General features: G+C 48.6%; 9 protein-coding genes, 2 tRNA genes, 3 rRNA genes and 1 pseudogene. 10 read left to right on the top strand and 5 right to left on the bottom strand.

The features are described from left to right. Nucleotides 1-18: 18 nt before the first annotated feature. Together OH773_RS17495 and metN are read right to left on the bottom strand one after the other, a co-directional pair. A complete protein-coding gene (locus tag OH773_RS17495; protein WP_183272856.1) occupies nucleotides 19-672 on the bottom strand; it encodes a methionine ABC transporter permease MetI in 654 nt (217 codons plus the stop codon). Then, entirely contained in the window at nucleotides 665-1,696 is a 1,032-nt protein-coding gene (gene metN, locus OH773_RS17490; RefSeq protein ID WP_183272857.1) for a methionine ABC transporter ATP-binding protein MetN, read from the bottom strand. Before metN ends, OH773_RS17495 begins: the two co-directional genes overlap by 8 nt. Nucleotides 1,697-1,884: 188 nt before the next feature. Here metN and gmhB point away from each other — a divergent pair, with 188 nt between their 5' ends. The 7 genes from gmhB to dkgB all read left to right on the top strand — a co-directional run bounded on the left by gmhB (nucleotide 1,885) and on the right by dkgB (nucleotide 9,023). After that, the gene (gene gmhB, locus OH773_RS17485; RefSeq protein WP_270140439.1) at nucleotides 1,885-2,451 is read left to right on the top strand and encodes a D-glycero-beta-D-manno-heptose 1,7-bisphosphate 7-phosphatase; all 567 of its coding nucleotides are present in this window, start codon (nucleotides 1,885-1,887) and stop codon (nucleotides 2,449-2,451) included. A 397-nt stretch (nucleotides 2,452-2,848) separates the two neighbouring features. Next, nucleotides 2,849-4,388: ribosomal RNA gene (locus OH773_RS17480) — 16S ribosomal RNA — on the top strand. A gap of 86 nt (nucleotides 4,389-4,474) precedes the next feature. After that, nucleotides 4,475-4,550, top strand: a tRNA-Glu gene (locus OH773_RS17475). A gap of 219 nt (nucleotides 4,551-4,769) precedes the next feature. Further along, nucleotides 4,770-7,679, top strand: a 23S ribosomal RNA gene (locus OH773_RS17470). 116 nt (nucleotides 7,680-7,795) lie between these two features. Then, nucleotides 7,796-7,911: ribosomal RNA gene (rrf, locus tag OH773_RS17465) — 5S ribosomal RNA — on the top strand. Together the 16S, 23S and 5S rRNA genes with 2 tRNA genes alongside form the textbook arrangement of a ribosomal RNA operon. 54 nt (nucleotides 7,912-7,965) lie before the next feature. After that, nucleotides 7,966-8,042: transfer RNA gene (locus OH773_RS17460), tRNA-Asp, on the top strand. A 177-nt stretch (nucleotides 8,043-8,219) separates the two neighbouring features. Further along, nucleotides 8,220-9,023 (top strand): 2,5-didehydrogluconate reductase DkgB, encoded by an 804-nt coding sequence (gene dkgB / locus OH773_RS17455; protein WP_270140437.1) that lies wholly within the window; start codon nucleotides 8,220-8,222, stop codon nucleotides 9,021-9,023. On the opposite strand, the pseudogene yafC reads toward dkgB, so the two are convergent. Continuing rightward, nucleotides 9,020-9,933: pseudogene (gene yafC, locus OH773_RS17450) on the bottom strand (DNA-binding transcriptional regulator YafC). The gene dkgB and the pseudogene yafC sit on opposite strands and share 4 nt — an antisense overlap. A 104-nt stretch (nucleotides 9,934-10,037) precedes the next feature. On the opposite strand from yafC, the gene OH773_RS17445 reads away from it, so the two are divergent. The 3 genes from OH773_RS17445 to OH773_RS17435 all read left to right on the top strand — a co-directional run bounded on the left by OH773_RS17445 (nucleotide 10,038) and on the right by OH773_RS17435 (nucleotide 13,006). Beyond that, complete coding sequence (locus OH773_RS17445; RefSeq protein WP_270140435.1) at nucleotides 10,038-11,213, top strand: MFS transporter; 1,176 nt, start codon at nucleotides 10,038-10,040, stop codon at nucleotides 11,211-11,213. Between the two features lie 150 nt (nucleotides 11,214-11,363). Continuing rightward, a complete protein-coding gene (locus OH773_RS17440) occupies nucleotides 11,364-12,167 on the top strand; it encodes an endonuclease/exonuclease/phosphatase family protein (protein WP_183273297.1) in 804 nt (267 codons plus the stop codon). A 71-nt stretch (nucleotides 12,168-12,238) separates the two neighbouring features. Next, entirely contained in the window at nucleotides 12,239-13,006 is a 768-nt protein-coding gene (locus tag OH773_RS17435) for a class I SAM-dependent methyltransferase (protein WP_270140431.1), read from the top strand. Between the two features lie 51 nt (nucleotides 13,007-13,057). Here the strand turns inward: OH773_RS17435 and mltD are convergent, their stop codons facing one another. Both mltD and gloB read right to left on the bottom strand, forming a co-directional pair. Continuing rightward, nucleotides 13,058-14,416 carry a murein transglycosylase D gene (gene mltD, locus OH773_RS17430; RefSeq protein WP_270140429.1) on the bottom strand — a complete coding sequence of 453 codons (1,359 nt, stop codon included), beginning with the start codon at nucleotides 14,414-14,416 and terminating at the stop codon, nucleotides 13,058-13,060. Nucleotides 14,417-14,486: 70 nt separating this feature from the next. Continuing rightward, on the bottom strand, nucleotides 14,487-15,242 hold the full coding sequence (gene gloB / locus OH773_RS17425) for a hydroxyacylglutathione hydrolase (RefSeq protein WP_270140427.1): 756 nt from the start codon (nucleotides 15,240-15,242) through the stop codon (nucleotides 14,487-14,489). Nucleotides 15,243-15,244: the final 2 nt, after the last annotated feature.

The following is a 15,244-nucleotide window of genomic DNA, read 5'->3' as shown; positions in this document are numbered from 1 at the left end:
GATGTTGTGTTGAACGTATTATTTGTGAGTCACAGCCCGGACGATACGATCGCCAGAGAATTGAATTAAATACACTAATACTACCAATAACACTAATACCGTATTCATCACGGTAGCGTTATAACCGATATAACCATACTGATAACCAATCTGACCTAAGCCACCGGCACCAACAGCACCGCCCATCGCGGAATAGCCAACGAGAGTAATCAGCGTAATGGTTGCAGCGTTTACCAGACCTGGTAGCGCTTCAGGCAGCAGAACCTTGCGGATGATCTGCATCGGAGTCGCGCCCATTGCGCGTGATGCTTCAATCAGACCTGATGGAATTTCCAGCAGGGCATTTTCTACCATACGCGCGATGAATGGCGCAGCACCGACCGTTAACGGAACGATAGCGGCTTGCAAGCCAATTGAGGTTCCGACAATGGTACGGGTAAATGGAATCATCCATACCAGCAATATAATGAAGGGAATCGAGCGGAAGATATTCACTAATGCTGACAGGCTGTTATAAAGCTTGCTGTTCGCACTGATTTGCCCTGGACGCGTAATATAGAGGAGAACGCCAACAGGCAGGCCGAGAACGAAGCCAAAGAAGCCAGACACAAAAGTCATTGCCAGCGTTTCATACACTCCTTTAAGGAGTAACCACATCATTGGCTCAGACATAACCCAGCACCTCTACTTTTACATGTTGCTGCTGCAGGTAAGCGATAGCAGCGTCCATATCCTGATGTTCTCCATGCAATTCGCACAGCATAATCCCGAATTTTACTCCACCGGCGTAATCCATCTGCGCACTGATAATATTGCTGTTCACATTAAAACGGCGGGCGGTTTCGGAAAGTAACGGCGCATCAACCGATTGCCCGGTAAATTCCAGACGCAGCAGTGGGAAGGTTTCGCCGCTCTTTTGTGTGCTTAAGCGTTGTGCGTAGTCTTCAGGAATATCCAGATGCAAGGTGGATTGAATAAACTGTTGTGCAAGTGGCGTCTTAGGATGGGAGAACACTTCGCTTACAGTATCTTGTTCTATCAATTCACCATCACTGATGACTGCGACGCAATCACAGATACGTTTTACGACATCCATTTCGTGGGTAATTAACAGAATAGTCAGACCAAGCCGACGGTTAATATCTTTCAACAACTCGAGAATCGAACGCGTTGTTGCCGGATCAAGAGCGCTGGTGGCCTCATCGCACAACAGAACTTTAGGGTTGCTTGCCAGCGCACGAGCAATCGCAACGCGTTGCTTTTGTCCGCCGGACAGATTGGCGGGGTAAGCATCGTGCTTTTCGCTCAGACCGACTAAATCGAGTAATTCGGAAACGCGACGCTTAATTTCTTCGCGTGGCGTATTGTCCAGCTCTAACGGTAATGCGACGTTGCCGTAAACGGTACGCGAAGAGAGCAGGTTAAAGTGCTGGAAAATCATACCAATCTGACGACGTGCTTTAGTGAGTTGGCTTTCAGACAGAGTCGTCAATTCCTGGCCATCGACCAGAACGGAACCTTGTGTTGGGCGCTCAAGCAGATTCACGCAGCGAATCAACGTGCTTTTCCCTGCACCTGATGCGCCAATCACGCCATAAATTTGCCCAGCAGGAACATGCAAGCTGACGTTATTCAACGCCTGTATGCTGCGGTTACCTTGCTGGAACACTTTGGTGATATTTGAAAGTTTAATCATTAGGTTATTTATTATCGTATGAGTGTAAGCCGTGGCATATTCTGCTGCCGATAACGGGCGATGACCGCCATCGGTATGGATGTTAAGGCATCCAGACGTCTAAATCAATCGAGGATTGATTGTCTGTTCTCGCCCAAATAGTAATTCATGCGATACTACACCAAATCCCCAGTATCAGGAGTTTCCAAGTGGCACAGTCTATTCCCGCTATTTTTCTCGATCGTGATGGCACCATTAATGTTGATCATGGTTATGTTCATGAAGTTGACCAGTTCGAGTTCATTGATGGTGTGATTGACGCAATGCGCGAGTTAAAAGCAATGGGCTATGCGTTAGTTCTCGTCACCAACCAATCGGGTATCGCCCGTGGAATGTTTACTGAAGCTGATTTTGAAAATCTGACTGAGTGGATGGATTGGTCTTTGGCTGACCGTGGCGTTGACCTTGATGGTATCTACTATTGCCCGCATCACCCTGAAGCAATAGTAGAAGAGTTTCGCCAAACCTGTGATTGTCGTAAACCGCAACCGGGCATGCTGCTCTCAGCACAAGAGTTTCTTCATATAGATATGGCTACTTCTTATATGGTGGGTGACAAATTAGAAGACATGCAGGCAGCTTCAGCGGCACAGGTAGGAACAAAAGTACTGGTACGCAGCGGCAAACCAGTCACAGATCAAAGCGAAGCAGCGGCAGATTTAGTCATCAATAGTCTCGCAGAGCTGCCAAAAGCGATAAAAGCGCGTCAAAAATAGACGTAACGCTCAAAAATCGAACGTTCGGTAATTATTTTGAAAATAGGGGTTGTCAGCTTCCAGAAAATCCCTATACTGCGCCTCCACTGACACGGCACAACGGCTTACAAACCGGCCCGTCAGTCAGACGAAAAGCGAAAATAAACGCTTGACTCTGAAAGAGGAAAGCGTAATATACGCCACCTCGAGTTAGCAAGCGAAAGCGCGTAACTCACTGCTCTTTAACAATTTATCAGACAATCTGTGTGGGCACTCGCAGGATTGATATCTCAGATACCTTCGGGTATCAAAAAAATATCAAGTCTTGAAGAGTGACCAAGCAGTAATTCATTTAGTTGAATTATTACGAAAGTTAATTTTTGAGCATCGCTTCACGAGTTGAAGCAAATCAAGCTTTTAATTGAAGAGTTTGATCATGGCTCAGATTGAACGCTGGCGGCAGGCCTAACACATGCAAGTCGAGCGGTAGCACAGGGAGCTTGCTCCTGGGTGACGAGCGGCGGACGGGTGAGTAATGTCTGGGAAACTGCCTGATGGAGGGGGATAACTACTGGAAACGGTAGCTAATACCGCATAACGTCTTCGGACCAAAGTGGGGGACCTTCGGGCCTCATGCCATCAGATGTGCCCAGATGGGATTAGCTAGTAGGTGAGGTAATGGCTCACCTAGGCGACGATCCCTAGCTGGTCTGAGAGGATGACCAGCCACACTGGAACTGAGACACGGTCCAGACTCCTACGGGAGGCAGCAGTGGGGAATATTGCACAATGGGCGCAAGCCTGATGCAGCCATGCCGCGTGTATGAAGAAGGCCTTCGGGTTGTAAAGTACTTTCAGCGAGGAGGAAGGCGTTAAGGTTAATAACCTTAGCGATTGACGTTACTCGCAGAAGAAGCACCGGCTAACTCCGTGCCAGCAGCCGCGGTAATACGGAGGGTGCAAGCGTTAATCGGAATTACTGGGCGTAAAGCGCACGCAGGCGGTTTGTCAAGTCGGATGTGAAATCCCCGGGCTCAACCTGGGAACTGCATTCGAAACTGGCAAGCTAGAGTCTTGTAGAGGGGGGTAGAATTCCAGGTGTAGCGGTGAAATGCGTAGAGATCTGGAGGAATACCGGTGGCGAAGGCGGCCCCCTGGACAAAGACTGACGCTCAGGTGCGAAAGCGTGGGGAGCAAACAGGATTAGATACCCTGGTAGTCCACGCCGTAAACGATGTCGACTTGGAGGTTGTTCCCTTGAGGAGTGGCTTCCGGAGCTAACGCGTTAAGTCGACCGCCTGGGGAGTACGGCCGCAAGGTTAAAACTCAAATGAATTGACGGGGGCCCGCACAAGCGGTGGAGCATGTGGTTTAATTCGATGCAACGCGAAGAACCTTACCTACTCTTGACATCCACAGAATTCGGCAGAGATGCCTTAGTGCCTTCGGGAACTGTGAGACAGGTGCTGCATGGCTGTCGTCAGCTCGTGTTGTGAAATGTTGGGTTAAGTCCCGCAACGAGCGCAACCCTTATCCTTTGTTGCCAGCGGTTCGGCCGGGAACTCAAAGGAGACTGCCAGTGATAAACTGGAGGAAGGTGGGGATGACGTCAAGTCATCATGGCCCTTACGAGTAGGGCTACACACGTGCTACAATGGCGCATACAAAGAGAAGCGACCTCGCGAGAGCAAGCGGACCTCATAAAGTGTGTCGTAGTCCGGATCGGAGTCTGCAACTCGACTCCGTGAAGTCGGAATCGCTAGTAATCGTAGATCAGAATGCTACGGTGAATACGTTCCCGGGCCTTGTACACACCGCCCGTCACACCATGGGAGTGGGTTGCAAAAGAAGTAGGTAGCTTAACCTTCGGGAGGGCGCTTACCACTTTGTGATTCATGACTGGGGTGAAGTCGTAACAAGGTAACCGTAGGGGAACCTGCGGTTGGATCACCTCCTTACCTAATAGATACGAACTTGCGTAGTGCTCACACAGATTGTCTGATGAAAGTAAAGCAGCAAGGCGTCTTGCGAGTGAGACTTCAGTGTCCCCTTCGTCTAGAGGCCCAGGACACCGCCCTTTCACGGCGGTAACAGGGGTTCGAATCCCCTAGGGGACGCCACTTGCTGGTTTGTGAGTGAAAGTCACCGACCTCAATATCTCAAAACTGACTTAACAGTCACGTTTGAGATATTTGCTCTTTAAAAATCTGGAACAAGCTGAAAATTGAAACGACACACTGTTTCCTTTCTCCGTAATAAGAAAGGAAGTATCGGTGTGTTCGAGTCTCTCAAATTTTCGCAACTTCGATTGTGTCTCACGAGACATCTTCGGGTTGTGAGGTTAAGCGACTAAGCGTACACGGTGGATGCCCTGGCAGTCAGAGGCGATGAAGGACGTGCTAATCTGCGATAAGCGTCGGTAAGGTGATATGAACCGTTATAACCGACGATTTCCGAATGGGGAAACCCAGTGTGATTCGTCACACTATCGTTAAGTGAATACATAGCTTAACGAAGCGAACCGGGGGAACTGAAACATCTAAGTACCCCGAGGAAAAGAAATCAACCGAGATTCCCCCAGTAGCGGCGAGCGAACGGGGAGCAGCCCAGAGTCTGAATCAGTTTGTGCATTAGTGGAAGCGTCTGGAAAGTCGCAGGGTACAGGGTGATACTCCCGTACACAAAAATGCACTTGCTGTGAACTCGAAGAGTAGGGCGGGACACGTGGTATCCTGTCTGAATATGGGGGGACCATCCTCCAAGGCTAAATACTCCTGACTGACCGATAGTGAACCAGTACCGTGAGGGAAAGGCGAAAAGAACCCCGGCGAGGGGAGTGAAACAGAACCTGAAACCGTGTACGTACAAGCAGTGGGAGCCTCTTTTATGGGGTGACTGCGTACCTTTTGTATAATGGGTCAGCGACTTATATTCTGTAGCAAGGTTAACCGTATAGGGGAGCCGCAGGGAAACCGAGTCTTAACTGGGCGTTAAGTTGCAGGGTATAGACCCGAAACCCGGTGATCTAGCCATGGGCAGGTTGAAGGTTGGGTAACACTAACTGGAGGACCGAACCGACTAATGTTGAAAAATTAGCGGATGACTTGTGGCTGGGGGTGAAAGGCCAATCAAACCGGGAGATAGCTGGTTCTCCCCGAAAGCTATTTAGGTAGCGCCTCGTGAACTCATCTTCGGGGGTAGAGCACTGTTTCGGCTAGGGGGCCATCCCGGCTTACCAACCCGATGCAAACTACGAATACCGAAGAATGTTATCACGGGAGACACACGGCGGGTGCTAACGTCCGTCGTGAAGAGGGAAACAACCCAGACCGCCAGCTAAGGTCCCAAAGTCATGGTTAAGTGGGAAACGATGTGGGAAGGCACAGACAGCCAGGATGTTGGCTTAGAAGCAGCCATCATTTAAAGAAAGCGTAATAGCTCACTGGTCGAGTCGGCCTGCGCGGAAGATGTAACGGGGCTAAACCATGCACCGAAGCTGCGGCAGCGACGCTTATGCGTTGTTGGGTAGGGGAGCGTTTCTGTAAGCCGTTGAAGCTGGACTGTGAGGTCTGGTGGAGGTATCAGAAGTGCGAATGCTGACATAAGTAACGATAAAGCGGGTGAAAAGCCCGCTCGCCGGAAGACCAAGGGTTCCTGTCCAACGTTAATCGGGGCAGGGTGAGTCGACCCCTAAGGCGAGGCCGAAAGGCGTAGTCGATGGGAAACAGGTTAATATTCCTGTACTCGGTGTTACTGCGAAGGGGGGACGGAGAAGGCTATGTTAGCCGGGCGACGGTTGTCCCGGTTTAAGCATGTAGGCGGGAAGTTTAGGTAAATCCGGACTTCTGTTAACGCTGAGGTGTGATGACGAGGCACTACGGTGCTGAAGTAACAAATGCCCTGCTTCCAGGAAAAGCCTCTAAGCATCAGGTAACATCAAATCGTACCCCAAACCGACACAGGTGGTCAGGTAGAGAATACCAAGGCGCTTGAGAGAACTCGGGTGAAGGAAACTAGGCAAAATGGTGCCGTAACTTCGGGAGAAGGCACGCTGTCGGTAGGTGAAGTCCCTTGCGGATGGAGCTGAAGGCAGTCGAAGATACCAGCTGGCTGCAACTGTTTATTAAAAACACAGCACTGTGCAAACACGAAAGTGGACGTATACGGTGTGACGCCTGCCCGGTGCCGGAAGGTTAATTGATGGGGTTATCCGTAAGGAGAAGCTCTTGATCGAAGCCCCGGTAAACGGCGGCCGTAACTATAACGGTCCTAAGGTAGCGAAATTCCTTGTCGGGTAAGTTCCGACCTGCACGAATGGCGTAATGATGGCCAGGCTGTCTCCACCCGAGACTCAGTGAAATTGAAATCGCTGTGAAGATGCAGTGTACCCGCGGCAAGACGGAAAGACCCCGTGAACCTTTACTATAGCTTGACACTGAACATTGAGCCTTGATGTGTAGGATAGGTGGGAGGCTTTGAAGCGTGGACGCCAGTCTGCGTGGAGCCAACCTTGAAATACCACCCTTTAATGTTTGATGTTCTAACGTAGACCCGTGATCCGGGTTGCGGACAGTGTCTGGTGGGTAGTTTGACTGGGGCGGTCTCCTCCTAAAGCGTAACGGAGGAGCACGAAGGTTAGCTAATCACGGTCGGACATCGTGAGGTTAGTGCAAAGGCATAAGCTAGCTTGACTGCGAGAGTGACGGCTCGAGCAGGTGCGAAAGCAGGTCTTAGTGATCCGGTGGTTCTGAATGGAAGGGCCATCGCTCAACGGATAAAAGGTACTCCGGGGATAACAGGCTGATACCGCCCAAGAGTTCATATCGACGGCGGTGTTTGGCACCTCGATGTCGGCTCATCACATCCTGGGGCTGAAGTAGGTCCCAAGGGTATGGCTGTTCGCCATTTAAAGTGGTACGCGAGCTGGGTTTAGAACGTCGTGAGACAGTTCGGTCCCTATCTGCCGTGGGCGCTGGAGAATTGAGGGGGGCTGCTCCTAGTACGAGAGGACCGGAGTGGACGCATCACTGGTGTTCGGGTTGTCATGCCAATGGCATTGCCCGGTAGCTAAATGCGGAAAAGATAAGCGCTGAAAGCATCTAAGCGCGAAACTTGCCCCGAGATGAATTCTCCCTGAGACCCTGAGTCTCCTGAAGGAACGTTGAAGACTACGACGTTGATAGGCTGGGTGTGTAAGCGTAGCGATACGTTGAGCTAACCAGTACTAATGATCCGTGAGGCTTAACCTTACAACACCGAAGGTGTTTTGGTTGAGAGACGAAGACATTTGATTTTCAGCTTAATTCCAAGATTTTAAGTCGATGGTTGCAGGTAACACTGTGACGGTTGATGAAAACAGAATATGCCTGGCGGCAGTAGCGCGGTGGTCCCACCTGACCCCATGCCGAACTCAGAAGTGAAACGCCGTAGCGCCGATGGTAGTGTGGGGTCTCCCCATGCGAGAGTAGGGAACTGCCAGGCTCCAAATTCAGGAAGTAAACCGAAGTAAAATTCGGTAGTGACAAGAAATTCGGTGGAGCGGTAGTTCAGTCGGTTAGAATACCTGCCTGTCACGCAGGGGGTCGCGGGTTCGAGTCCCGTCCGTTCCGCCACTTATTAAGCCCTGAGTCTTTTAGACTCAGGGCTTTTTTCTTGTCTAAAATTTAGAAAAAACTCCTCTATTATTGCGTTTAACGCAAATATCTTGTGCATTTATCTGTCTTTTTCAGCAAGGTTACTGACGCCATAATCCTCGTATTAACAACAAATACCCCCTAACGAGGTAAAAAATGACAATTCCTGCATTTGGTTTAGGTACTTTTCGCTTAAAAGACGACGTAGTTATCGCATCAGTAAAAACAGCTTTAGAGTTGGGCTATCGTAGTGTTGATACCGCACAAATCTATGACAACGAAGCGGCTGTAGGGCTGGCGATTGAAGAAAGTGGCGTGGTTCGTGAAGAGTTATTTATTACTACCAAAATCTGGATTGAGAATCTTAGCAAAGACAAACTCATTCACAGCCTGAAAGAAAGCCTACGTAAATTGCGTACCGATTATGTTGATTTGACGCTCATTCACTGGCCATCACCAAAAGATGCTGTTCCGGTAGCTGAGTTTATGCAGGCACTTTTGGAAGCTAAAAACGAAGGGCTTACGCGTCAGATTGGCGTCTCTAACTTCACCATCGATCTGATGCAACAAGCCATTGATGCGGTCGGTGCAGAGAATATTGCTACCAACCAAATTGAGATTTCACCTTACCTGCAGAATAGCAAAGTGGTTGATTGGGCACACGCACATGATATCCACATCACCTCTTATATGACGCTTGCGTATGGGAAAGCATTGGCAGATGAAGTCATAGGCCGAATTGCTAAGAAACATGCTGCAACCCCAGCGCAGGTAATTTTGGCATGGGCAATGGCGCTGGGTTACTCAGTTATTCCTTCATCTACAAAACGAGAGAATCTGCAAAGCAACCTACAAGCGCAGACTATAACTCTGGACGTTGATGATCTCGCCGCTATTGCGGCACTGGATTGCAATGATCGTCTGGTTAGCCCGGAAGGGTTGGCTCCAGACTGGGATTAATTTTCCATTACAGCCCCTTTGGGGGCTGTTGAACCTGCTCACTTAGAAAATCAATGAATGCCCGAATGCGGCTACTCACTGCTCGGTCGCTGTAATACACCGCACTAAATGGCATTTCAACAGGTAAAAGCCTGTCAGTCAGTAACTCAATGAACCTGCCCTCAGCAATTTCTTTATTAATCATATAATCAGAAAGACACGCGATACCATTTCCCATCAGGCAAAGTTGCTTGAGTGTTTCACCACTATTCGATGTTATCCCCGCAGTAATGTCGTAAGGCAAGCCATCTGCTTGCGCGACGGGCCATTTATTCAGACTCTCTGTCTCTGAGAAACCAAGACAAATATGATCCTGAAGATCTTCAGCGCTGCGTGGCATACCGTACTGCGCTAAATATTCCGGAGAGGCGATAATTTTACGGCGGCTGGTAAAAAGTGGTCTGGCTCGAAGCGAGGAGTCCGTCAACGTGCCCACGCGAATGGCCACATCGACTTTTCTCTCAATCAGGTTGATGAATGTCTCTGATGAGATGAGCGAGAGTGTTACTTCCGGATAACGTTCGCGGAAGGGCTTAATAAGCGGCATTAAGAGATGCAGCATTACTGGCGTTGCAGCATCAATGCGGAGTAGGCCACGAGGACTTTGTCGTGTCTCCATCAGTTCATTCTCTGCCGCTGCCATTTCCTGTAAAACCTGCTGCACGCGGCGGAAATAGCGTTCACCTTCCTCAGTCAGGCTCAACTGGCGCGTTGTGCGATTTAGCAGACTCACACCTAATTTCATTTCTAATTTCTTTACCGAGCGGCTTACTGCTGAATTAGCCAGCTCGAGCTGAGTCGCTGCGCGGCTAAAACTTCCGCTTTCCACTACAGCGACAAAAATCGCCAGTTCATCAGAGGTTGCTTTCATTATTGCTCCTGAAGCAAAATTGTATTGAGATTTTGCATATTTTTGTTATTTAACCATCTTGCCATACTGCGTGTCATCAAAAGACACCTGCTATGGAGTAAATCATGCCTCTGGCACTACTGGCGCTGACTATCAGTGCATTCGCAATCGGTACTACCGAATTCGTTATTGTTGGGCTCGTACCCACTATTGCTGATCAACTTTCAATTTCATTGCCCTCTGCGGGGCTGTTGGTTTCAATTTATGCATTAGGTGTTGCGGTCGGGGCACCTGTATTGACTGCATTAACCGGAAAACTGCCTCGTAAGCAGCTGCTGATTGGTCTGATGGTACTTTTCACCGCAGGCAATTTGTTAGCCTGGCTTTCTCCAAACTATGAAACATTAGTTATTGCTCGTCTGCTGACCGGCCTGGCGCACGGCGTCTTCTTCTCTGTGGGTTCTACCATTGCAACCAGCCTTGTACCTAAGGAGAAAGCAGCCTCCGCAATCGCGATTATGTTTGGTGGTTTAACCGTTGCACTTGTGACAGGTGTTCCATTGGGGACATTTATCGGTCAGCATTTTGGATGGCGCGAAACCTTCCTCGCGGTTTCTGCCATTGGTGTCATCGCTTTAATTAGCAGCACTATTCTGATCCCTAAAAACATCCCAACTCGAGCCGTTGCCAGTTTGAAAGATCAATTGAAAGTGATGACCCATCCGCGCTTGCTGATCATTTATGCGATAACAGCACTGGGTTATGGTGGCGTGTTTACCGCATTTACTTTCCTGGCCCCAATGATGCAAAACCTTGCAGGTTATTCTCCAGCAGCCGTTAGTTGGATTTTATTGGGTTACGGAGTATCTGTTGCGATTGGTAATATTTGGGGTGGGAAACTTGCCGACCGTCATGGTGCAGTGTCTGCGTTAAAGTTCATTTTTACAGCACTTGCTGCATTACTGCTGCTCTTCCAATTCACCGCGAGCTCGCATATTGGTGCTTTAGTCACTGTGTTGGTGATGGGGATTTTCGCTTTCGGGAATGTGCCTGGATTGCAGGTGTACGTAGTGCAAAAGGCAGAGGAATACACTCCAAATGCAGTCGATGTTGCCTCTGGATTGAATATCGCCGCATTTAATATAGGGATAGCGTTAGGATCGGTTATTGGCGGTCAAACAGTGCAAAGCTTTGGTTTGGCGCAAACGCCATGGATCGGTGCGGTGATTGTTGCTGGTGCATTGCTTCTCATTAACTTAAGTGGGCGTCTCGACACGCGTCGTGAAGTTGCTATCGGTTAACCTGCACGAACAAGGCTGTTAGCAAATACTTACGGTCTTGTTCACCAATGGTTTGAATTGGTCGTTGAAACTCAGACCTAAAGTCCCTATAACTGAATGACAGCCTTCGATTTGGAGGCTTCTTTGGTTACAGAGGTCATTAGTAAAAACGTGCGCAAAAATACTTATGCCATGAGATATGTTGCCGGTCAGCCAGCAGAACGCATTCTGCCTCCTGGCTCCTTTGCAACTATCGGTCAGGCATTGCCGCCCGGAGAACCATTGCCAAGTGAAGGATCCTTAAAAGTATTAGTATGGAATATCTTCAAGCAGCAGCGAGCTGAATGGCTTTCGGTGCTGCAAAACTTCGGTAAAGATGCCCATCTGGTTTTATTGCAAGAGGCGCAAACGACTCCTGAGCTCGTTAAGTTTGCCACCAGTAATTATCTGGCTGCAGATCAGGTGCCGGCATTTGTCTTGCCTCAGCACCCTTCAGGTGTCATGACGTTGTCTGCTGCTCATCCTGTTTATTGCTGTCCATTACGTGAGCGTGAGCCGATTTTACGGCTGTCAAAATCTGCGTTAGTGACCGTTTATCCTTTGCCTGATGGCCGTCTGCTGATGGTAGTTAATATTCATGCTGTGAATTTCAGTCTGGGTGTGGATGTTTACAGCAAACAACTTGGGCCCATTGGCGATCAAATTGGTCACCATAATGGGCCGGTTATCATGGCGGGGGATTTTAATGCCTGGAGTCGCCCACGCATGAATGCGCTTTACCGCTTTGCTCGCGATATGACGTTACGCGAAGTTCGCTTCACCGATGACCATCGTCGTCGTGCTTTTGGCCGTCCACTCGATTTTGTGTTTTACCGTGGTTTAAACGTCACAGAAGCCTCTGTTCTGGTCACTCGTGCATCCGATCACAACCCTCTACTCGTCGAATTCCGTCCCGGCATACCTGAGCTTAAGTAGGGTTAGTCAGGTCTGCCAATGGGCAGACCTCGGTGCTGCCCTTACTTATAATCAACAGCAAGGACATTTCAATGACAACACAATCTCACCATGACAAAGTCAGCCAACAATTTGGTTCACAGGCAAGTGCCTATCTGACCAGCGCCGTACATGCTTCTGGTCGCGATCTGGAGCGCCTCAGCACACGCCTGGAGGCTTTTCCTCATGCTCGGTTACTTGATATGGGGTGTGGGGCAGGGCACGCGAGTTTCATTGCTGCTGCGAAGGTGAAGGAAGTTGTTGCCTACGATCTCTCCGAGCAAATGTTGGTTGTGGTAAATGAAGCGGCTAAAAGTCGTGAAATCAATAATCTCACAACCGAGCAGGGTTATGCCGAAGTCTTGCCTTTCGATGATTGCTCGTTTGATGTTGTGATAAGCCGTTATTCAGCCCATCACTGGCATGATGTCGGTAAAGCGTTGCGAGAAGTAAAGCGCGTATTGAAACCCGCTGGAGTCGTTATCTTTATGGATGTGATGTCACCAGGACACCCAGTGTTGGACATCTGGTTGCAAACGGTTGAAGCATTACGCGATACCTCACACGTGCGTAACTATTCCATTGGTGAATGGCTGAGTATGTTTAATGATGCAGGGCTGAGTTCGCAAAACGTATTGTGTGACCGTTTGAATTTGGGGTTCTCAAGTTGGATTGCACGGATGAGAACACCTGCCACTCTGGCTGATGCAATTCGTATGTATCAGCAAAGTGCATCAGATGAAGTGCAGCGTTACTTTGAATTGCAGCCTGATGGCTCGTTCACCAGCGACATTATCATGCTGGAAGCCAGGCGAGCGTAAGCCATAAATAAAAAAGGCACCTTTTTAGGTGCCTTTTTCTTTGATTCACAATCACGTATCAGGTGTAGAGTTATTGCTAACAAACAGCGTTAACTGATCACCGGGTTTCAGATTGTCTGTATCGTCGTTCCAGCGCAGAACATCTTTGATGTTCACACCGTGACGTTTTGCGATACTCGACAAGGAGTCACCCTTACGCACCTTATAGGTGATGCTATCGTTTTTAGCTAAACGCTCATCGCCTTTTTTGACGCTAAGCGTTTGGCCTACTTTAATGTTCGCGCCACGTATGCCATTCCAGCTCTGCAAATCTTTTGTGCTAACACCTAAGCGTGTAGCAATGCTCGATAAGGTATCACCTGAACGAACACGATAAGATTTATTGCCACCCGCGTTAGCCCTGTTATCAGCAACTAACGTAGGCTGCACAGCTGCAATTTCACCAGAAGCCAAAGAGGCTTTTAGCTGCTCAGCATGCTTCTTAGGAACCATTACATATCGCTGAGTCTTGCCAATAGTTGAAGTTTTCACTCCGGCATTGAACGTTTTCAGCGTTTTTAACGGTATCCCGGCCATTTCGGCGACCTGCGTAAGCTCGACCGGATCACTAACTTCCACACGTGCTAAGGCACGGCTTTCGTCAGTCGTCGGTAGGCGTACACCGTACTTTTGGCTGTTTTTGAGAATATCACTCAAAGCCAGCATTTTTGGTACGTAAATCTTGGTTTCCCGTGGCAGTGAAAGCGACCAAAAATCCGTAGGTAAGCCACGAGCTTTATTCGCTTTCATTGCCTTCAGTACACGACCTTCGCCGCTGTTGTACGCCGCCACGGTTAATAACCAGTCGCCGTCGAACATCTTGTTCAGACGCTGCATCATATCGAGAGCGGCAGTGGTGGAAGCCACTACATCACGACGTGCATCGTATGCTTTGGTCTGTTTTAAACCATAATTCCGACCCGTACTCGGTACAATCTGCCAGATGCCAGCGGCATTCGCAGATGATGTAGCGTGGGGGTCAAAAGCGCTCTCCACTATGGGTAGCAGTACTAGTTCCATTGGCATGTTGCGTTTCTTAACTTGCCCGGCAATCCAGTACATATACGGCTCTGCCCGTAATGTTACATCGTGGAGATAGCTCTTATTCTTAAGGTACTTCTGTTTCTGTTCGCGGATCCGGGTATTTTCCGGTATCCCCATCTTTAGCTCGTCGCCAATGAAGTTCCACAAGTTTTGGTTATCTGCGAGGTATGTTCCATCGTCCATCCATCGCGTACTCGTGTACTTTCCTGCTTCACCTTGACCAGCTGCAGACAGACTCTGTGCGTGCTGTTGGATGTTGCCGTCATGCCTTGACGCCTGGCACCCCACAAGCAGGACAGAGGCGAGTAATATCGCTTTTGCCTTCATGTGTGTGTCAATAGTTGCTTAAAAGACGAGCAAGGATACCTTCCACTTTCCAACAACACAACCAGAAAATTCAGAATGCGTCTTTCTTTGTCCGTAACCAGGCGAATATCTGCTGTGGTTGTTGCAAGTTTGTTTCTTTATTAATTTTATCTTTTAAATCAACATCATTTGTTCTTAAAAATAAATTTATTTTGCGCTCTATTGCCAGAGAACTGGGTAATGTTGAGTGGTTTTTTGCGCGTAACTCCTTAACTTTTCGACAGTATCGGTTTAACTCTTCATCGTCAGGTAAGATTGATAAGGAGAATTTCATATTTGAAAGAGTGTACTCATGAGCGCAACAAATTAACGTATCTGAAGGTAGTTTGTTAAGCTTTTGAAAAGAATCATACATATTCTCTGCTGTGCCTTCAAAAAGCCTGCCGCACCCTCCAGAAAACATTGTGTCGCCGCAAAAAAGATAAGGTTTACTATAGAAACACAGATGTCCTAAAGTGTGACCGGGTGTGGCAATAACGCTAAATTCATACTTCAAAATATTGACCTTATCACCCTCTCTGACTACCCGGTTCGTTCCCTTATCTTGTGTCTCTTCAGGTCCATATACCACAAGACCTGGGTACTTTTTGAGAAGTTCTTTCACGCCACCAACATGGTCGTTGTGATGGTGAGTCAACAAAATAGCTTCTGGCTGCCAGTGATTATCTTCAATTGCTTCAAGCACCGGTTGAGCCTCACCCGGGTCGACAATGATGCATTTGCCCTGTTCATCATTCAGGACCCAGATGTAGTTATCCTGGAACGCAGAAATACTGTTAAGATTCATAA

The sequence above is a fragment of the Buttiauxella sp. WJP83 genome, from assembly GCF_027594725.1.
GTDB lineage: Bacteria > Pseudomonadota > Gammaproteobacteria > Enterobacterales > Enterobacteriaceae > Buttiauxella > Buttiauxella selenatireducens.
This window is presented reverse-complemented; position numbering and strand designations above follow the sequence as displayed.